This is a genomic window from bacterium, from assembly GCA_035454885.1.
Classification (GTDB): domain Bacteria; phylum UBA10199; class UBA10199; order JACPAL01.
This window is the reverse complement of the sequence record DATIGE010000041.1, coordinates 1-19906: the sequence shown is the minus strand read 5'-3', so window position 1 is coordinate 19906 and position 19906 is coordinate 1. Positions and strand designations below refer to the sequence as shown.

The 19906-nt window shown below is 61.1% G+C and carries 20 protein-coding genes; 8 read left to right on the top strand and 12 right to left on the bottom strand.

Annotation, left to right across the window (positions count from 1 at the left end):
* Positions 1–57: 57 nt before the first annotated feature.
* The 5 genes from VLJ37_07615 to VLJ37_07595 all read right to left on the bottom strand — a co-directional run bounded on the left by VLJ37_07615 (position 58) and on the right by VLJ37_07595 (position 5212).
* The gene (locus VLJ37_07615) at positions 58–2124 is read right to left on the bottom strand and encodes a serine protein kinase (protein HSA59537.1); all 2067 of its coding nucleotides are present in this window, start codon (positions 2122–2124) and stop codon (positions 58–60) included.
* Between the two features lie 168 nt (positions 2125–2292).
* On the bottom strand, positions 2293–3099 hold the full coding sequence (locus tag VLJ37_07610) for an MlaD family protein (GenBank protein HSA59536.1): 807 nt from the start codon (positions 3097–3099) through the stop codon (positions 2293–2295).
* Positions 3086–3895, bottom strand: coding sequence for an ABC transporter ATP-binding protein (locus tag VLJ37_07605; protein HSA59535.1), 810 nt, complete (start codon positions 3893–3895; stop codon positions 3086–3088). Before VLJ37_07605 ends, VLJ37_07610 begins: the two co-directional genes overlap by 14 nt.
* Positions 3892–4743, bottom strand: a complete 852-nt coding sequence (locus VLJ37_07600; GenBank protein ID HSA59534.1) for an ABC transporter permease — start codon at positions 4741–4743, stop codon at positions 3892–3894. Before VLJ37_07600 ends, VLJ37_07605 begins: the two co-directional genes overlap by 4 nt.
* Positions 4724–5212 carry a hypothetical protein gene (locus tag VLJ37_07595; GenBank protein HSA59533.1) on the bottom strand — a complete coding sequence of 163 codons (489 nt, stop codon included), beginning with the start codon at positions 5210–5212 and terminating at the stop codon, positions 4724–4726. The genes VLJ37_07600 and VLJ37_07595 overlap by 20 nt, the downstream gene beginning before the upstream one ends.
* 94 nt (positions 5213–5306) lie before the next feature.
* Between VLJ37_07595 and VLJ37_07590 the strand changes: the two genes are divergently transcribed.
* From VLJ37_07590 to VLJ37_07565, 6 genes are all read left to right on the top strand, one after another.
* Positions 5307–5990, top strand: coding sequence for a YggS family pyridoxal phosphate-dependent enzyme (locus tag VLJ37_07590; protein ID HSA59532.1), 684 nt, complete (start codon positions 5307–5309; stop codon positions 5988–5990).
* The gene (gene proC, locus VLJ37_07585) at positions 5971–6795 is read left to right on the top strand and encodes a pyrroline-5-carboxylate reductase (GenBank protein ID HSA59531.1); all 825 of its coding nucleotides are present in this window, start codon (positions 5971–5973) and stop codon (positions 6793–6795) included. The genes VLJ37_07590 and proC overlap by 20 nt, the downstream gene beginning before the upstream one ends.
* Complete coding sequence (locus VLJ37_07580) at positions 6783–7088, top strand: YggT family protein (GenBank protein HSA59530.1); 306 nt, start codon at positions 6783–6785, stop codon at positions 7086–7088. Before proC ends, VLJ37_07580 begins: the two co-directional genes overlap by 13 nt.
* A gap of 94 nt (positions 7089–7182) precedes the next feature.
* Positions 7183–7638 (top strand): hypothetical protein, encoded by a 456-nt coding sequence (locus VLJ37_07575; GenBank protein HSA59529.1) that lies wholly within the window; start codon positions 7183–7185, stop codon positions 7636–7638.
* 3 nt (positions 7639–7641) lie between these two features.
* On the top strand, positions 7642–10428 hold the full coding sequence (locus VLJ37_07570; protein HSA59528.1) for a serine/threonine-protein kinase: 2787 nt from the start codon (positions 7642–7644) through the stop codon (positions 10426–10428).
* Positions 10429–10444: 16 nt separating this feature from the next.
* A complete protein-coding gene (locus tag VLJ37_07565; protein HSA59527.1) occupies positions 10445–11881 on the top strand; it encodes a sigma 54-interacting transcriptional regulator in 1437 nt (478 codons plus the stop codon).
* On the opposite strand, the gene VLJ37_07560 is transcribed toward VLJ37_07565, so the two are convergent.
* From VLJ37_07560 to VLJ37_07535, 6 genes are all read right to left on the bottom strand, one after another.
* The gene (locus VLJ37_07560) at positions 11882–12547 is read right to left on the bottom strand and encodes a tetratricopeptide repeat protein (protein ID HSA59526.1); all 666 of its coding nucleotides are present in this window, start codon (positions 12545–12547) and stop codon (positions 11882–11884) included. It lies immediately after the preceding gene.
* A gap of 3 nt (positions 12548–12550) precedes the next feature.
* A complete protein-coding gene (locus VLJ37_07555; protein HSA59525.1) occupies positions 12551–13438 on the bottom strand; it encodes a hypothetical protein in 888 nt (295 codons plus the stop codon).
* A gap of 3 nt (positions 13439–13441) precedes the next feature.
* Positions 13442–14080, bottom strand: coding sequence for a tetratricopeptide repeat protein (locus tag VLJ37_07550; protein HSA59524.1), 639 nt, complete (start codon positions 14078–14080; stop codon positions 13442–13444).
* Positions 14081–14150: 70 nt separating this feature from the next.
* Positions 14151–15770, bottom strand: a complete 1620-nt coding sequence (locus tag VLJ37_07545; GenBank protein HSA59523.1) for a hypothetical protein — start codon at positions 15768–15770, stop codon at positions 14151–14153.
* Between the two features lie 75 nt (positions 15771–15845).
* The gene (locus VLJ37_07540) at positions 15846–16475 is read right to left on the bottom strand and encodes a hypothetical protein (GenBank protein HSA59522.1); all 630 of its coding nucleotides are present in this window, start codon (positions 16473–16475) and stop codon (positions 15846–15848) included.
* 823 nt (positions 16476–17298) lie between these two features.
* Complete coding sequence (locus VLJ37_07535; protein ID HSA59521.1) at positions 17299–18510, bottom strand: hypothetical protein; 1212 nt, start codon at positions 18508–18510, stop codon at positions 17299–17301.
* Positions 18511–18540: 30 nt separating this feature from the next.
* Between VLJ37_07535 and VLJ37_07530 the strand changes: the two genes are divergently transcribed.
* On the top strand, positions 18541–19350 hold the full coding sequence (locus tag VLJ37_07530) for a 2OG-Fe(II) oxygenase (GenBank protein ID HSA59520.1): 810 nt from the start codon (positions 18541–18543) through the stop codon (positions 19348–19350).
* On the opposite strand, the gene VLJ37_07525 is transcribed toward VLJ37_07530, so the two are convergent.
* Entirely contained in the window at positions 19347–19733 is a 387-nt protein-coding gene (locus VLJ37_07525; protein HSA59519.1) for a clan AA aspartic protease, read from the bottom strand. The genes VLJ37_07530 and VLJ37_07525 overlap by 4 nt on opposite strands.
* Here VLJ37_07525 and VLJ37_07520 point away from each other — a divergent pair.
* The coding region (locus VLJ37_07520; protein HSA59518.1) for a hypothetical protein at positions 19720–19906 on the top strand (187 nt) is incomplete at its 3' end. The two genes, VLJ37_07525 and VLJ37_07520, sit on opposite strands and share 14 nt — an antisense overlap.

Here is a 19906-nt window from a genome sequence, read left to right as displayed (position 1 = left end):
CCGGAACCGGCTTTGCTGGGCCGGGCGTCGGAAGGGGGCGGAGCCCCCTCCGAGGTTTTATGCGTGCCCTTTCACGTCTCCCCGCGCGAAGATGCTCGCCACGAAGTTCAGCACGTCGGTCGCGCACACCTCGCAGTAGGCGTTGTTTTTGATCAACCGGCTCTTGACGATATCGATCTTCTCCTGCGTCTGCCGGTCGACGACGTTGGTCACCAGGCTCGTCAGCTTGATCGTGTCCTTCTGATCCTCGAACAGCTTCAATTCGAGCGCCTTGTGCAGCCGCTCGTTCGTCTTGTAGTTGAAGGTCTTTCCCTCGAGCGATAGGGCGCCGATGTAGTTCATGATCTCGCGCCGGAAATCGTCCTTCCGGCTGTCCGGGATGTCGATCTTCTCCTCGATGGACCGCATGAGCCTCTCGTCCGGCTCCTCGTACTGGCCCGTGTACTTGTTCCGCACCTTCTCGCGCTGCGTGTAGGCCTTCACGTTGTCGATGTAGTTGCCGCAAAGCCGGCTGATGGCCTCCTCGTCCGCGGAGATCGCCCTCTGGACCTCGTTCTTGACGATGTCCTCGTACTCGTCCTTGACGATGGTCAGGAGCTCCCGGAAGCGCTTCCGCTGGTCCTCGTTCTTGATGAGCGAATGGTGCCTGAGCCCGCTTTCCAGCTCGTTCAAGACCATGAAGGGATTGACGCAACCGCCGGACCGGTCGGAGACGAGCGCGTTCGAGATCTTGTCCTGGATGTAGCGCGGGCTGATGCCGTCCAAGCCTTCGTGCGTCGCCTCCTTGCGGAGCTCCTTGACGTTGTCCTCCGTGAATCCGGTCAGCGTCTTGCCGTCGTAAAGTTTGAGCTTCTGCAGGAGCGTGAGGTTCGCCTTTTTGGGTTCCTCGAGGCGCGTCAGGATGGCCCACATGGAGGCCATCTCGATCGTATGCGGTGCGATGTGCTTGCCCCGGATCCTCTGGGGGTTGAAGTCGCGCTCGTAGATCCTTTTTTCCTGGGAGAGCTTGGTGATGTACGGGATGTCGATCTTCATCGTCCGGTCGCGCAGGGCCTCCATGTACTCGTTGTTCTGAAGCTTGCGGTATTCGGCCTCGTTGGTGTGGCCCAGGATCACCTCGTCGATGTCCGTCTGAGCGAACTTTTTTGGCTTGATCTTGTGCTCCTGCGACGCGCCCAGGAGGTCGTAGAGAAAGGCGACGTCCAGTTTGAGGATCTCGATGAACTCGATGATGCCCCGGTTGGCGATGTTGAACTCGCCGTCGAAGTTGAACGCGCGCGGGTCCGAGTCCGAGCCGTACTCCGCGATCTTCCGGTAGTTGATGTCGCCGGTCAGCTCGGTCGAGTCCTGATTCTTCTCGTCTTTGGGTTGGAAGGTGCCGATGCCCACGCGGTCCTTCTCCGAGAGCACGAGCCTTTTCACGCGGATGTGCTTCATCATCTGGGCCCAGTCGCCCTGATAGAAGGCCATGAGCTCCCGGAACATGAACCGGCACGGAGGGCAGAGGTCGCCCTCGATGTGGATGCGCCGGTCCTCGGCCAGCTTCTCGTTGACCTTCTGGAGGATCTTGACGCGCATCTCGGTGGGAATGAGACGAAGCGGCTCCTCGTGCATGGGACAGGGGATCTCCTCCGCGCTCCCGAAAAGATGGCCGCTCTCGAGTCCGCTTCTCTTCCACACAAAGGTGTAGAGGGCCCCCTCGGGCGTGCGGGAATAGGCCTCCATGCCTTTCTTAAGGAGACGCGCGATGGTGCTTTTGGCGCTCCCGACGGGGCCGTGAAGGATCAAAACCCGCTTCTCGGGCCCGTAGCCCTTCGCGGCGGCCTTGAACATGTTGACGAGCTTCATGAGGGGGATGTCGAGACCGAAGACGGCGTCCTTTCCGTTCTCGAAGGGGTCCTGAAAGAAGTGGTAGCGTATGATTTTCTTCTTGTGCTCGGTGTATTCCTCGGAGCCGTGGGAGAGGATCATGTCGTAGATCCTCTGAAATGCGGTCCGCGCCGTGTCCGGACTCTTCTGCACGAGGGAGAGGTAGTCCTCGAAAGTCCCTTCCCAGGCGAGCTCCTGATACCCCTTGATATCGTGAAGCTCCTGGACGAGGCGCATGATGTCGGTCTGCTCCATAATAAGATTCTCCTTCAAAGTTCTCTTCGACGAACTTTTGAATCATTCTGATTGTGCGTGAAGATTGAGAAAGAGCGGCGGCGGCGAAAGTCGTGCTCTATGGTGAAAGTATAACAACAAGCGCGGGGTGTGTCTATTCCCTCGAACGTTCTCTTATGACGCGGAAGGCTACGGGGCCTTGGGGTCGGCGACTTTTTCGAGCTCGAGGTCGCGCACGCGGCTCCGGATGATGTGCGTCAGGATTTTGTTACGTTCCACGCGCGCAAAGAGGCGGCGGATGTCATAGTAAAGGCTCGGATCCTGCAGGAACGCCCCGACGGTCCCTTCCCCGCGATTCACCTTTTGCACGATCTGGCGGAGTTCTTTTGACGCACCCTTCAACTCCTTGGCCATCTCGGCGAAATCACGGCCGACGGGCCTCGTCTCCGATTCGTAGACCAGGGTGTGGAGAAGTCCCTGCCCGCCCTTGACCTCGTCCAGGACGTCGGTCAGCGTTTTGGCCGCCTTGTCGATGTTTTCGATGAACACCCCGCTCTTCTCCACGATTTGGGCGAACGACGGCCTCTCCTGCGAAGGAAGAAAGTCGCCGTCCTGGAGGATCTCGTGGGGCGGTGTACCCAGGCTCAAGGAGATGTACTTGTCGCCCAGGAGCCCCTGCGTGCTGATCTCGGCGATCGAGTCCTTGCGGATACGGTCCTGGAACTCCCTGTTGATGTTGAGGCGCACGCGGACCTTCTTGTCGCCGAGCTCATCCGCGAATTCGACCTTCTCGACCATGCCGACGTTCATCCCCGCGAGCTGGACTTGGGCCCCGATCCGCAGCCCGCTGATGTCGGTGAAGTTGGTGACGAGGCCGTATTGTCTCTTGAACAGCTGCTTTTCGCTGCCCAAAAGGAAGATGATGCCCATCGCGAGAAAAACCCCCGCAAAGACGAAGATGCCCACCTTGACCGGCGCCGATTCACGCTTTTGCATGGTTTCTCACCTTTGAAGACGTTGGCTTACGGATCTTCGAAATCACCTGAGGCGTCTCCACGTCCCCCATGTCGCCCTTGATGAAACCCTGGACGACGGGGTCGTCCGAGTTCTTGACCTCGGCCTTGGAACCGACGAACCGGATCTTACCATCGTAGAGCAGGGCCAGTCGATCGCTGATGTAGAAGGCGGACTGGATGTCGTGCGTGACGACGATCGACGTGACGCCCAGTTTTTTTTGAAGATTGATGATCACGTTGTCGATCCGGCGCGTATTGGTCGGATCGAGTCCCGTGGTCGGCTCGTCGTAGAGGATGACCTCCGGGCTCGTCGCGATCGCGCGGGCGAGCGAGACGCGCTTTTTCATGCCGCCCGAGAGGTCCGAGGGCGCCATTTCCTCGATGCCCGGAAGACCGACGAGCTCGAGCTTTTCGGCCACGATGCGGGCGATCTCCTCCTCCGTATGTTGAAAATGCTCCCGCAGCGGATAGGCCACGTTCTCCTTCACGGAGAGCGAATCGAAAAGAGCCCCGCCCTGAAAGAGCATGCCCACCCGGCGGCGGACGCCCAAGATCTCCTCGTCGGTCATGTCCACGACGTCCTTGCCGTCGAAGAGAATCTTGCCGGCGTCTGGAAACATGAGTCCCAACAGCATCTTGAGCATGACGGTCTTGCCCGAGCCGCTGCCTCCCAGGACCGTGATGGTCTCGCCCTTCTCGATCTTGAGGTTGACGCCCTTGTAGATCTTCTTCTCCCCGAAGGATTTTTCGAGACCGATGAATTGGATAAAGCTCATAAAAGGATCAACAGTTTGGTCAGGAAAAAATCCGCGATGAAAACCATCAAGGAGGAGATGACGACGGCGTAGGTCGTCGACTTGCCGACCCCTTCGGTTCCTCCGGTCGTCTTCAGACCCTGATAACAGGCGATGAGCCCGATGAAGAAACCGAAAAAGAGCGTCTTCACAAGGCCCGAAAAGTAGTCCTCCATTTCGACGGTCTTCCGGACCTGGTCGAAGTAGAACCGTGCGGTCACGCCCGCCTCCATGATGGTGATCCACATCCCTCCGATGACGCCGATGATCGAGCCGATGGTGGAAAGAATCGGCGCCGCGAGGGTCAGCGCCAAGACGCGCGGGAGCACGAGCTTGTGGACGGGATTCGCCCCCAGGGCCTGAATCGCCAGCACCTGTTCGGTCACGACCATGGATCCCAGTTCCGCCGCGATTCCCGCGCCCACGCGCGCCGCGAGCATGAGACACACCAGGACGGGCCCGAGTTCGCGGGCGATGGCGAGCCCGATCACCTGGCCGATGTAGATCTTGAGACCGAAGCGGCCCAGACCGACCGCGAATTGAAGGGCGAAGACCATGCCCGTGAAGACGGAGATGAGGCTGATCAGGCTCATGGATTTGACGCCGACGAACTGGCACTGCTCGATGAAGGCGCGAAGGGGGAATGGGTAGCGAAAGAGGCAATAGAGGGTCTGGACCGCGAGCATCCAGAGCCCTCCCAGGTAATCGAAGAATTGAAGGGTGTTGGTTCCGACCTTGCCGAAGAAGTCCAGCCACGTCCGTTCGAGGGCCTCATGCGAGGACTCGATGATCTCCTCGTGGATCTTCTTGTTACCGCGTTTTGAAACCACGGAGATAGCCCTCAAAGTCGTTCACCCCCCGGCCGAACGTCTCCGGCGGGGCGAAGTAGGAAAAATCGTAGAGGCAAAAATTCTTTTTCATGACGGCGACGGACATCTTGAGGGGCACGCCGTCCACGTCCCCGCTCCCGTCGACCCGGAGGGCGCTCCGTCCGTCCAGGGTCATCGCCCTCTCGGACGCGATCTTGGGGCGCTGAAACCGTTGAAAAAGTTCGCGCGCCAGCCGGTTCAGGGGGGCGTCGTCGTACTTGGGGCCGCAGAGGGCGTCGACGACGATCGTGGCCCGGATCGGGTCGTTCTCATAGACGAGCTGTTTGAGAAGGCGTTTCGGAGATTTCCAAGGCGCCGGAAGCCGGGGCGCGTCAAAACTCCCCCCGCCCGTATAGGCCGTTCCGTTATTGTACTTCGTGATCCCTCCACGCCGGTCGATCCCAAAACAGGCCGGTCCTATCAGGAGCAAGATCAGTATCCCCCACCGCCAACGAGTCATTAAAGCAAAAGTATCTGAAATCATTGATTGTTTCAATCTCCATGATAAAAGACCCTGTAACCCCATGATTTCGAAGAACCTCCTCGAGGTCCGGAACCGAATCGCGGCGGCGGTACGACGTGCCGGACGGAAGGCCTCGGACATCACGCTGGTCGCCGTTTCCAAAGGCCAACCGGTTGAAAAGATCCTCGAGGCGATCGCCGCGGGACAGCGGGATTTCGGCGAAAATTACGCTCAGGAATTATTGGACCACCTTCCGGTCGGCGATGTGCGCTGGCATTTTATCGGTCACTTGCAACGCAACAAGGTGAAGCAAATCATCGGCCGCACGGCCCTCATCCACACCGTCGACTCCCCGGAACTCGCCCTGGAGATCGACAAACGCGCCGCCGCCATGGGCAAGATCCAGCCGGTCCTGATCGAACTCAACCTGCACGGCGAGGCCTCCAAGACCGGTCTCGCCCCGGACCGCGCCGAGATGCTTGTCTCCGAGATGAACCGTCTGCCGCACGTCGAATTGAGAGGGCTCATGACGATCCCGCCCGCGACGGAAGACGCCGAGGAGGCGCGCCCCTCCTTCCGGCTCCTTCGCGAGATTCGTGATGCATTGAACCGGAAAAACGTCTATAAACGCCCGCTCGCCGACCTCTCGATGGGGATGACGCAGGACTTTGAGGTCGCCATTGAGGAAGGCGCGACCTTCGTCCGGGTCGGCACGGGGATTTTCGGTGAACGGCAAAAAATTTAGAATCTCATTCATCGGCGGCGGGAACATGGCGGAGGCCCTCATTTCCGGGCTCCTCGCCCGCAAGGTCTTCAAACCCGGCGAGATCGGCGTCCACGAGCCGGACGCCGCGCGCCTCAAGAAGCTCAAGTCCAGGCACAAGATCGTCTCCCTCCCCTCCAACGCGGAGCTGACGCGCGTCTCCGGCACGATCCTGCTCGCCGTCAAACCCCAACAGATGGGCGCGGTGCTGGACGAAATCCGCGGCTTACTGACGTCCAAACACCTGGTGCTCTCCATCGCGGCCGGCCTGGACACCGGGTATTTCCGGTCGCGGATTCCCGAAAACGTTCGGCTCATCCGGATCATGCCGAATCTCTGCTCCATGATCGGCGAGGGCGCCGCAGCCCTCTATGCGGCGCCAGGAACGACGTCCGGAGACAGGGCCGTGGCGAAAAGGATCTTTTCGGCCTCCGGCAAGGCCGTCTTTGTCGATCGCGAGGATCTCCTGGACGTCGTCACCGCCGTCTCCGGCAGCGGACCGGCGTTCGCCTTCCTCTTTTTGGACGCGATGATCGAGGCGGGCGCCGCGCGCGGGCTGCCGGCGGCCCTGGGGAGGGAGTTGGCGGCGCAGACCTTGATCGGCGCGGCCAAGATGACGGCTTTGGCGAAGGACACCCTCCCGGAGATGATCGCCCGCGTGGCATCCAAGGGCGGGACGACGGAGGCGGGACTCAAGGTCTTGGAATCCGTGAATTTCCGGCGAATCGTCGACGAAACCATCGGGGCGGCGACGGAACGGGCGAGGGAGCTCCGATGCACGTCCTAGGCCTCCTACTGCTCGCCATCGCCCGCATCCTCCGTCTCCTCATCAACCTCTACACCTTTGTGGTGGCGGCGGCTGTGATCGTGAGCTGGGTGAACCCCGACCCCACCAACCCGATCGTCCATTTTCTCCGTCAGGTCACGGAGCCTGTCTTCTCCCGGGTGCGTCGCTTTTTGCCCCGGGCGGCGTTCCAATGGCGGATCGATGTCTCGCCCATCCTCGTCTTCGTCCTGCTCATGGCCGTGGATACCATCGTGGTAGGGCTCTTATTCGACTTTGCGGCGCGATTTCGTTGATGCATCCGCCTGAATACGGTGATTCTTGCATGAGGAAATAAATGGTGACAAAAGTCCCATATAGGTGGGAGAATAGTCTCCACAGGAGTCTCACGTGGTCGATCGATTGGTAAAAATCGATTCGGGCTTGAACCGGGTTCTGGAAACCCGCGACGACCAAGGACGCGGCGGCGGACAGCAGCAGGAAGACGACGAGAAGGACAAGAAAAAGAAGGACAAATTCGACAAGGGAAAACCGTTTTGGAAGCGCCTGATCCCGGACGCGGAAGGACAGCCCGGACGATCCGCCCGGGCGAGGCTGGCCTCGGGTGAAAAGCCGAACCCCCTCCAGCTCCGGCAGGACGCCCTGCTGGGGAAATCCTCGGACGAGGACGTGACGGACGAGGAGGAAATGAGCATCACCTTGAGCCGACGCATCTTGGTGCTCTGGGGCGTGGTCGACCTCGACGGCAAGCCTCGCATTCAAGTGATCATCACTTACGCGGTCGTCGCGGCCGTCATCGCCGTCTCGATGATCCTGATTTTCGGGATCCTGTTCCGAGGGACATAAGAAATGACCGTCAAGGAGCAAACATCCTCGTTCGAGCCGAAACCCTTCGGGCGGTATGTCCTGTTGGAGAAGCTCGCTGTCGGCGGCATGGCCGAGATCTACAAGGCCAAGACCTACGGCGTGGACGGGTTCGAAAAGCAACTCGCCATCAAACGCATCCTCCCCCACTGCGCGGCGGACGGCGAGTTCATCAAGATGCTCGTGGACGAGGCGAAGCTCACCGTCCTCCTCTCCCACGCCAACATCGTGCAGGTCTACGACCTGGGCAAGGTGGGAGACGACTACTTCATCTCCATGGAGTTCATCCACGGCACGAATCTCCGGGAGGTCATGACGCGCCAGCGTGAACAGGATGAAAGGCTCTCCGAGGAGGTCGCCGTCTACATCATGAGCGAGATCTGCAAAGGTCTCGATTACGCCCACCGCAAGACCGACAGCCAGGGCAACCCCTTGAACATCGTCCACCGGGACATCAGCCCGCAGAACATCCTGATCTCGTTCGAGGGCGAGGTAAAGATCGTCGACTTCGGCATCGCCAAGGCCGCGATGAACGTCAGCCACACGATGGCAGGGATCCTCAAGGGCAAGGTCGCCTACATGTCGCCCGAGCAGGCCCTCGGAAAACCGATCGACCATCGCACCGACATCTTTTCCGCGGGCGTGCTCCTGTATGAGATGCTCACCGGCGACAAGCTCTTCTCCGGCGAGACGCAATTCGAGGTCTTGAACCAGATCCGCACGACCCGCATCAACACGCTCATGCTTCCGGACCACATCCCGGGGCCGCTCAAGGCCGTGCTCGCCAAGGCGCTGGCCTACAACGCCAAGGACCGCTACCAGAGCGCGGGGGATTTCCAGCTCGACCTGACGAAATACCTCTATTCCTCCTACATCGATTTCTCCCCGCGGCAACTGGCCGGTCTCCTCACGCGCCTCTTCGAAAGCGAGATGAAGAGGAAGGAGCAGCCGGTCCAGCTGGACGAAAAGACCCGCTCCGTCATGATCAAGCAGGCGGAGACGGAGAACATCGTCGTCCACAACCCCGTGCCGGCAGCCAAACCCGCCGAAACCCGCGTGGCGGAGTCGACCGGGAAGGTCCCACAGGACACGGCCGTCTCGGGCCTCTACGCCGTCCCCACCGAGCGTCAAAAAAAGAGGCCCTGGGCCTTGATCGCGGGCGCGCCGGTCCTGATCCTGCTCGTCGCCTACCTGGGCTACACGTTCCTATTCAAGAAAGCCGGGCCGAGACCGGCCCCGACGACCGTCACGACGCCGAGCACGCCCGAGGAGGAAACCGCCATCGACGTGGGTTCCATGGAGATCGAATCCGACCCCGCAGGCGCGAAGGTACTCGTGAACGGGAACGATACGGGTTTGGTGACGCCGGCCAAGCTCGCAAAACTCACATTGGGCGAGGAGTACCAGATCAAGATCGAGAAAGAGAACTACAAGGAGGTGAGCCGCGCCGTGGCGGTCACCTCCGAGGAACCCATCAAGATCCGTGAAACGCTGGCGGCGCTCCCCAAGGGCGTGATCGAAATCACGTCCAATCCGCCGGGGGCGAGAATCCTCTTCAACGACCAGGACACGGGGCTCGTCACGCCCCAGAGGCTGGAAAATCTGGAGATCGCCAAGACCTACAACATCAAGCTCACGGCGCCCAACCACTACGACTGGTCGGGAACCGCGGAGGTGAAGGGTTTCGACCCCGTCGCCGTCACGGCCGCCCTGACGCCGGTGCCGCCGCCGGTCCCGGAGACACCTGCCCTCCCGACCACTCCGGAAGTCCCGGCCACGCCGACGACGCCGGAGGTCACGACGCCCCAAACCCCGACGGAGCCGGCGGCGCCGGTGACAACGACCCCGGTGATGCCGACGGAGCCCCCTGTCACGACGACGACTCCGACGACGCCGCCGGTCACGCCGACAACACCGCCTGCCGTCGCGACCGGAAGGCTCAGCGTGACCTCCGACCCCTCCGGGGCCAAGGTCTTCTTGAACGGAGAAAATACGGGGCGCACGACGCCCACGACGCTCGAAGAGCTTATGCCGGGCAAGAGGGTCAACGTGGCCCTGATCCAAAAGGGTTATGAGGATTGGAGACGGACGGTCACGGTCGAGGGGGACCGGACCGTCCCCGTGTACGCCGCCCTCAAGAAGGAGCCGTCGGCAACCCCGGCCCCGCCGCCCACGCCGCCACCGGCCCCTCCAAAGGAAACCAAGCCCAAGGAAACCAAACCACAGGAAACCAAGAGGGAAGAAATCGTCAAGAAGCCGGCAGAAAAGCCCTACACGCCGCCGCCACCACCACCTCCCACGCGCACGCCGGTCGAGGAAAAGCCGGTCGCGACCGCCGGCAAACCCGGATCCCTCGCGGTGACATCGGACCCCTCGGGCGCGGACGTTTACGTCAATTCCGAGTACAAGGGGAAAACCCCGCTCCGGGTGAACGACGTCTCCCCCGGAACGGTCAAGGTCGCCGTCAGCAAGGACGGTTACATGCGGCAGACGCAGATCGTGAAGATCGGCCCCGGCGAGAACAAGTCGACCGGCACGATCAAACTGGGCGGCATGTTCGGCGAAATCTACGTCAATTCGTCGCCGCCGCGGGCGACCGTCATCTTCGACGGATCGATCACCAGCAAGACGCCCGTCACCATCCGGAAGGTCCCACGCGACCAGAAACATACGATCCGCATCAAGCTGGACGGCTACCGCGAATGGGAGACCTCCGTGAGTTTGAGCGACAAGGATTCCAAGAGATTCGACGTGCAACTCGAGAAGAACTAACAAGGAGAACCGATCCATGTCCGACGACACCAAACAGGCCGCAACCGAAGCCGCCCCCGTCGATTTTGACACTCAGTTGTTGAACGTCGAAGGCGCCGACAAGGATGTCGTTTTTCAAAGAAAATGCCAACTCGTCGTCTTGAGTTCCTCCGCAAAAGGCAAAAAGCTCGACCTGAACCGTCCCGTCACCCGGATCGGCAAGAAGGAGGACAACGACCTCGTCCTCGATGAAAAGACCGTCTCCCGCAATCACGTCGAGATCGTCCAGACCGAGGACAGCTACCTCCTCAAGGACCTGGGGAGCACCAACGGCACCTACATCAACGACATCCGCGTCAAGGAGGCCTACCTCTCGCCCGGGGACATCATCCGTTTGGGCACGGTACGCGCGGAGTTCGTGGCCTTCGACGAAAAGGTCCAGATCGAACCGTCCACCAAGACGGAGTTCGGCCCCCTGCTCGGCCGCTCGCGTCGGATGCGCCAGATTTTCAGTCTTCTGGAGAAAATTTCCCCCACGAACGCGACGGTCCTGATCGAGGGTGAAACCGGCACCGGCAAGGACCTGGTCGCCCGCGCCATCCATCAGAACAGCCCGCGCAAGAACAAGCCCTTCGTCGTCTTTGACTGTTCCGCGGTGGCCCAGAATCTGATCGAGAGCGAGCTCTTCGGCCACGTGAAGGGCTCCTTTACCGGCGCCGTCGGCACCCGCAAGGGCGCCTTTGAGGAGGCCCACGGCGGCACGATCTTTCTGGACGAAATCGGTGAGCTTGCCATCGACCTGCAGCCCAAACTCCTGCGCGCCTTGGAGCAGCGCGAAATCAAAAAAGTCGGTTCGAACGAATCGAATCCCATTGACGTCCGGGTGGTGTGCGCGACCAACCGGAATCTAAAAAAGGAGGTCTCGGAGAACCGCTTCCGGCAGGACCTCTACTACCGGCTCTCCGTCGTGAAGATCAACCTGCCGCCGCTCCGCGAGCGCCCGGACGACATTCCCTTCCTGATCGAAAAACTCTTGGCCAGCGGCCGCTTCAACGTCGACTCCGAGGGCAAGTTGAAAGTCACCCGCGTCGAGGACGACGCCCTCAAGATGCTCACGCGCTACCAGTGGCCGGGGAACGTCCGGGAGATGGTGAACATCCTGGAGCGCATCGTGCCCATGGTGGACGGCAACGTCATCACCGGCAAGGACGTTTCGTACATCTTCGAGGAGATGGAAAAGGACGAAGAGGCGACCGAACGGATGAGCGTGGACATGGGCCTGCCGTTCAAGGAGGCCAAGCAGAAGATCGTTGAGTCGTTCGAAAAGGACTACCTGGCCGCCCTGCTCCGGCGGAACAACTACAACATTTCCAAGACGGCCCGCGAGGCGGGCATCGACCGCAAGCACATCCGCAACCTGCTCAAGAAGTACGGAATCATCGGCGAGGACGTGCCGGAAACCGAGGACGAATGATCAGCGCGGCGACCGCGTCCCGCGGAACGCTCCTGTGGGGCGCGCCGGAGAGGCCGGGCGGGTCTGAGCCGTGGGACGGGCCGTGGGTCTCGCGGCCTGGGCCGCTTGAGCGGCCTGCATCTGGGCCACGCGCTTTTTCAAATCCATGTTGCGCTTGAGGGCGATGACGAGCGACCGGGCCCGGTTGGCCCACAGGTTCCGGCCGTTGGGATCGAGGAGAATCGCGCTCCTGAAATCGTCGGCGGCCTTCTTGTAGTTCTTGTGGCGGAGATAAATCTCGCCCCGGTTCACGTGGCAGCAGAGCTCCTTGGGATTGATCCGGAGCGCCCGCGTGTAGGAGACGACCGAGTCCACGTACTTGCCCATCTTCTGGTAAACGCCCCCCAGGGCCGTGTGGTAGTAGGCGTTGACGCTGTCCAAGATCGAGAGGGTCTGGAAGATCTGCTGGGCCTCCTGATACCGCCCGTACTTGTACTTGACGTAGCCGATCTCCGCGAGCCGCCCGAATTTCTTCTTGGGGAGCCCCACCAGGTCCGCAACCGAGATCTTGTGGTTCAGAAATTTGTAAAAGACTTCGGTCAGGTAACGGCGGCGTTCGGGGTTGGGGTCGAGGACTTTTCCTTTTTCTTCGTCCGAAAAGGCATGTCGCGTCTCGTCGCGGGGCATAGATTACGACGCCTTGAAATTGGCGATGGTTCCGCGGAGGGACTCGTTCAGGGACTTGCCGAGCGAGTTCGCGCTCGTCATCACCGTCTCGTACCGGTTCATCTCCTTCTGCATGATCTGGAAGAGATTCATCACGTCCGCCTGAGTGCGCGAGAACTCCATGTTCGTCTTCATCATGTCGACCTGGGTCAGGCCGTCCTTCTTGAAGCCTTTGAGATCGAGGTCCGCTTGAAGCTTGTCCAGGATCCCCGTCTGCTCCTTGTAGACGGTCAGCATCTGACCGATCTTGTTCATCGAACTTTGGGCGTTCTTGTAGGTCATGGCGAGAAGGACGCTCTCCGGATCGCCGCCCCGGCTCGCCAGCATCAGGAGTTCCTGGTACTTCTTCTTCTGCTCGTTGTTCATCTGAACCATCTGCCCGGTCATGTACTGGTCGATCACGTCCACCGTGCCCGACTTGCCGTTCCCGAACAGGTCGGGGTTGTTCTTGACCGCTTCGTCGATGTAGCTCTGGACCTCTTTTTCCAAACTTTCGAGATTCCCGTCGTCCGACTGCGTCTGGATCAGGGCCGAACGCTCCCGGCGCCATTCGGACAGGGCGGACTGCTCGTCGCTGCTCAACGCGGTCACAACGGGCGCGTTGTCGTAGTGGACGTATTCGGGGATCTCGGCCGCCGCGGTCTTGATCTCGGGGCGGCTCGTTATCTCCAGGAGACGGGCGCTCTGGTTCGCCAAAAAGGAGATGACGCTCTCGCGGCTCAGGGACGCCACCTCAGGGATCTGCAGTTGCTGGATCAGCCCGTCGGTCGTGACGATCTGATCCGCCGGCAGGGGAACGACCTGGGGCCGGACCGTATCGCGTAACGTCGTGTTGGGTTGTTCAACGGCCATAAATTACTTCTTCTTCTGTTGTTTCATCAGGCGGATCTGTTCGCGCAACATGCGCGCCCGATTCGCCCATTTGTCCTCGCCCTTCGTGTCCAACGCGATCGCCTTGTCGAAATCCGCGATCGCCAGCTCAAAGACGCCGAGCTTGAAGTAAACCTCGCCGCGGTTCGTGAACGAGACCACGTCCGAGGGGTTCAGGTCCGCCGCCACCGAGTACTCGACGATCGCCTCAGCGTACTTCTCCTTGCGCTGGAAGGTCGCCCCCAGCATCTGGTGGAAGTAGTAGTTGTCGGGGTCGATCACCGTCAGCCCCTTGAAAAGCCTCTCCGCGCTGTCGTACTGCCCGACCCGGAACTGGTTGAAACCCAGCTCCGCGATCTGCATCAGCCTCTCCGGCGTGTATTGCGAGAGATCCGCCCAGGAGAGGTCGCCCGAAAGCATCTTGTCGACTTCCTTCTTGGCCTTCTCCAGATGCTCCGCGGGAACCTGCTTGAGGGCCTGCTCGACCTTGGGGACCCACGCCGCAATCACGTCCTCGATCATCTTCGGAACGCCTTCCTCGGGGGCCGCATCGACTTTGACGGCCTTGGTCGCCTGCGAAGGCGGCGGCGTCTTGGGTTCAGGGGTCTTCTTTTTTAGGGCCACTTGGCGCACCTCAATTCCCCCATTAAATACCACGCCCGGGCCAAAATGACAATCTTTTCGCCGTCTTACTCTACCAGCGCGACATCGCCGAGCCGATCTGTCCGTCCTTGCTGATGAATCCCTTGGTCGTGTTGCCGATCTCCTCCCGGGAGGTCAGCGTCTGTTGCAGGAAGTTCGCGATGGCCTGCCGGTTCATGCTGTAGATGTTCATCTGGCTGTTCACCTGGGCGAGCTTGGCGTTGTAGGACGGATCGTTCGTCTTGAGCGTGTCCAGGCTCTTGGAGAGGGCTCCCATCTGCTTCTCGTAGTTCTGCATGGCCTTGATCGTGGCGCTGCCCATGCCGATGACGATCTGGCTCGCCCGCTTGTCCAGCATGATGAGGGCCGTCTTGATGGCCTCGTAGTTGCCGCTCGCCGCCGCGCGGAGGAGCTTCTTGATGGCCTCGTCCGTCCGGCGCGCGTCGCTCCGGAGGGCGTTGCTCGTGGAGGCGATGGCGAGCGTCGTCCCCGAAAAATCGTTCATCGCGCTCGTGTGCAGGACGTTCGTGTTCCCGGTCACCGGGGCGCCCGCGTCCTCGGCCGAGGCCGTGCCCAGCGTCACACCGCCGTCCGCGCCTTGGGGGCCCTGGGTATAGGACGAGCCGCCCGCTGAGGCCGTATTCAATGTGACACCGCCGCCGGCGCCCGCCCCTGGAGCCGAGGCCGTCTTCGCGCTGCGCGTCGTGACCGGACCGCTCGGGGCCGGGGCCTCCTTCTTGGCGGATGACGTCTGAACCGTCGCGGATTTCGTCTCTACTTTCTTGTTGTTGTCGTACTCAACTCCCAGCTCCTTGGCAGCCTGGAAATGCATGATGGCATCGTTGATCTTAAGATAGGAAACCTGCAGATCCGCCTTCTGGACCAGGATCGCCTTGAGGTCGGCCGCGGCCGTCTTGATTTCGGCCTCGATCCGCTTCTTGTCGGCGGGCGAGGCCGCCGTCTTGAGCTGTTCCTGAAGCCCATCAAGGCGGGCCTTGAGTTCGGTTTCCTTCACCTTGACCGCCTCCAACTTCTTTGAAAACAGGGCGGTCGCCTGATTCTTGACGAGATCGACGTCGTTCTTGCCTTTCACGTCCAGGCCGATGGTCTTGAATTCCTTGTCCAGGTCGTTCCACAGGGCCGCGATCTCCTCGGGTCTCGCCTCCGGCGCCGCGCCATCGGTTCCCGCCGACTCGTTCGCCGACTGGACGCCAACTGTTTCCGCCGCCACCTCGGACTGAACGGCCTCCAAGGCCCCCAAATTCTCGATGATGTGATCACGCTGACGCTCGAACTGGGCCAACTCGCCTTCCTTGCCGCCCTTTTCCAGGAGGGAGGTAATCTTGGCGTCCAGGGTGTCCAGGGTCGCCTGCGCCTTCTCCACGAGGCTGTCGTTCGGCTTCACGTCCACTCCGGCCTGCTTAAGGGCGGTCTCCAAGCGCTTGCTGGCCGCCTTGAGGCGATGATGCCCCGACTGGTTCGTCGGGGCCTTGCCCTCGGCGGCCGTCGCGACGGTCGCGTTCTGGGGGAGCTTGACGTCGATGCTGTCGCCGGGGACGTCAAAAGCGGTCTGGGCCCGGTTCTTCTGGGCGTCCTTGTCCTGTTTCTCTATATCCTTCTGCGTGAGCGTCTGGATGCTGACGTTGACCGGATTGACCTGGTTGGTTGACATCTTACATTCCCCTTCAAATCGACCCCGCGTGCCGGGGCGAACACGAGGTTCGCCCCTACAACGGCAGCGTCGTTGTTACGACCACCGCGACTGCGTGGTCTTGATCCGGGCCATTGTGTCGCGCGCGCCCTTCTCCGTGTTGCCGATCTCTTCCATCATCGTCATGAGGTCCTTCAGATTGTTCGCGATCATCTGCCGCCCGCTGCTCAGTTGGTTCGCCTGCAGGTTCATCTGCGCCAGCTGCGGGGCCATGCTCTGAGTATTCCCCTGGCCGGCCAGGGCGCCCATCTGGTCCGAGAGCTGCTGCATCTGCCGGTCGTAGAGCTGCATCGCGCGCACGGTCTTCACCGCCGCGCCCGCGAGCGTCATCTTCGCCTTCTGGTTGCAGAGCGTGAGGGCCGTCTCCAAGACGTCCAGGTTGCCGGCCATGAGGGCCGCGAGGAGCTGGTTGATCATGGCGTCGATGGCGTGGCTCTTGCTGCGCGAGTCGCCGCCCATGGCGCCGATCGCGAAGCCGGTGCCCGTCAGGTCGCCCATGCCGCCGAACGAGGAAATGCCAAGTCCACCCCCGAATCCACCCCCGAACCCACCGCCGGCACCGCCTGCGCCGAAGCCTCCGGCTGCGTACTGTCCGGCGTAGCCGACATTGCCCCACGCAGCTGTCGTGTTGGCAAGTGATTGACCAAGAGCACCGAATTGATTCACCGCATTCGCCGCCGCTAGGAGCGGAGGAGGCTGATTGGGATCGGGAGGAGGTGGAGGCAGAGGAGTGCCGTCAGGACCTCTTCCAGGGACAGGCGTCGACAGTGTATGGGTGTTGATATCTCTCAGGACGCCATCAGCCCGACCCGCAATCGTATCCGCATCCCCTCTTGTTGCGGGGTGTGTCGAACGCGTTCCGTCCATGGCCGCCTTGGCGTCGATGTAGTGCTGCTGATCGCCCGCCAAATTCGCGATGTCTCCATCGAGGCTTGTAGGCCAAGGGTTGGCTCCGCCGGGGGCGTATCGTGGATTTGACCGAACTTCTCCCCAAAAAGCCGACAACCGCTCGGGATGGGCTCTGAAGTCCGACGCGGAAGGATATCCTTCCGTGACTCCGTGATCGTTGAAGACACGAACCACCCCCGCGTATCTCCGATCCAAAGTACCCTGGGCCTGAGTGAAAGAATCCGTAGGAGTCACGACGAGGCTGCTGGGAGTACCAGCAGCCCCACCCGTACCCGTCACGGCGGGACTGCCTGAAACACCAGCGCCTACGCTGGGAGGAGGCGGCGGTGGTGGCGGTGGAGCAGCCGCAGGACCCGCAGGCGGCACGGCGGCGGGCGGGTCGTGAAAAAGGCCGAACGCATCCCCCGGCAATTCGCCCCGACTCTCAAATCCCCAGAAGTCCATAAGAATCCTCCAAAAAGAAGACACCTGTTCCTGAAGTATATCATCGGGTTGCCAACCCCATCCAGTTGTGTTTGAGGCGAAATAGCTCCTTAAAGACCCGCCGAAAGCGGGGAGATGAGTCACCACCCTCCCGATTCTAGGCAAAGAACGGGCTGTATTCCTGAGGGCCCCTGAATTCCTGGGGCACAAAGTGGAGCAAGATCGAGGCGGAGCGATGCCCCTCCGGTAGCGGACCCCGGCGGGAGTGCGGGATCTCGTGCGCATTGTAGAAAACGGCGTCTCCGACCTTCTGCGTCATTTCAATGCCGCCATCCGCCCCCAAGAGTAGCGGCCAGGGAGCCGCACCCTGAGGCATGGGCTGATAGTCGAGGAGGAGACTGATGCCGAACTCATGCTCGATCGGATCGACGTGCGGTCTCAGGATCGCTCCAGGCAGATACGAAATGAAGTGATTGTGGGACGCCTTGAGCGGCCGGCCGGCGATCCGGCTCGCGAGGCCGGCCAACTGGTGATGAAAGAAAAAGAGGAGCTCGTCGTTGTGCGCGTTGTAGCGGAGCGGCGAATCATGATCCCCCAGACGGACACGGCCCGATTCCATCATTTCACAAAAATACACGCGAAGAGCCGCCAGGTGCGGCGGGGGAATCAGAGAATCCAGGGCGGCATGACGCTGCAGGGCAAATTCCCTCCAGGCGTCACGCCATTGAGCAAGCCGCGAAGCCCGCCGATGCGCGAGCTCTTCCCGGCACACGAATACGCGCGCTTCTCGGAAAAGCCGCGGGGCGCCGCCGGGCAAGGCCGGTACGGGCTCTCCGGGTTTGAGAGCGGCGGCGAAATGGCGAAGGGTCCCGGGAATCCAATAGGGAAAAATGATACCGTCTTCAGGCTCTTCCACCCAGCCGATGGAATAGCCCCGCAGAAAACGCTCGGAAAACCGCACGCGGTGGCGAAGGGTCTCGGGCAATTCTTCGTCGGGCCGGTAATGGAAACCCGGGTTGACGATCAGATCTCCCGGGACATCATCCGCATCGGCGGCCGGGTCCCCCTCCAAGACGCATCCATACAGAACCTTGGGCGCGACTTCCTCCGCCCGTATAAAAACTCCCATCGTCTCAAGCCGTATTTTGACGGGTTCCGGAAGAGCATTAAATGCCCCTGAGGTCTCTTCATAAGGCATCCGATGGATCGCAAAAAGTAGATCAAAAAATTCAGGATCATCCTGCCTCCTAACCTTCGCAATCTGCAGCCCCCTCCCCTTCACCGGCGCCTCGACGATAACCGAGACCAATTCATGGCCGATCGGCTTGGACGTCAGGATCAGTTCGGGATTCTTGATCAGCACCGGCATAGGATTATTACGTTACTACAAAAATCGTCCGTGCTGGTCTTGATTTCCGGACCCGACCGGTCCAAGATTTCTTTTCTCGTGCACTGGCTCCGCGATCTCTTAGGCCTCCGGCGCATGGCGCCCATCTCGCGACTGCTCCGTTACGACGCCAAGTACTTCGAGGGCCGGGTGCCGCCGGAGTCGCAATTCCTAAAATCCTTCGATTCGGACTCTCCCGTCTTCATGAAGGAAGGATTGATCCCACCCGAGGCCTGCGACCGGATCGTCGCCAATCTCCGCGCGGCCGGACCGTTGGGCCTGGCCCCCATGAGCGTCCCGGACGGCGCGGAGAACACGGCCCTCCATGACAAGAGTTCCCGGCACACGGAATTCCTGGTCCCCACGCTGGAAGACCTCAAGACCTATGTCGGCGCCTTCGAGTCGATCCGGAGAGACATCGAGGGTTTCTTCAAGGTCCGGCTGGGGCGGAGCGACGGCATGCAGGCGCTCGGTTACCCGCCGGGGGGCCGCTACGAGCTCCACGCCGACAATTGCGCCCCTGTCTACGACGATCGCGGCCGCGAGACCGGCTGGACCTGCAACATGCCCCACCGGGTGATCTCGACCGTCCTGTTTCTCACCCCGACCGTCCCCCGGCCCCATGAGATCAACGAGTGCTCGGGCGGGGAGCTCACGTTCGCCTTTCTGTTGGACCGCCGGAACAAACCCTTCACGATCACGCCCAAGAAGGGCCTCTTCGTGGCGTTTCCGAGCACGCCCTACTTCGCGCACCGGGTGCATCCGGTCAAAGAGGGGTATCGCGTGACGCTGGTGGATTGGTATGCGGGAAAGGTTCTTTAACCGCGCTTCACGATCGACGTCGCAATGTTGGGGCTCGCCGGATTGATGTCCAAGGCGCGGTCGCGCGGAATAATCACGAGATCCATATCTTCCATGGGGATCGCTCCGAGAAGGACCTGGTCGCCCAGGACCAAGGCACCGGCGAAACCGACCCGGTTTTTGAAGCGCACTTCGATCGGTCCCACGTACGGGACAAGCCTTTTCTGACCGTCCGCCAATGTCACTTCCTTCCGGTCGATCTCCTCGAGCCGCAGCTGCAACCGCACGTGCTCGGGAATGCACAGGTGGACGGCGCCGGAATCGGCCAAGGCATCGACCTCCACCGGCGCCAACGAGGACTCGCGAGGGTTCTTGAGAAGAATCTTGGTCATGACCAAACCCATTTTTAACCCCTTCGTAGCCTTCATGCAAGACATGCCAGGAATCGTTCCAGGGGGCGGGCTGGAGCAAGAGTTTGATTTTCCGGAGACGGTCGACCGGAAAAGAGGACGGCCCATCGTCGGGGCACGCGCGGTGATGCAAGGAGATCTTGTGGAGGATTACCGGACGCCGGCCA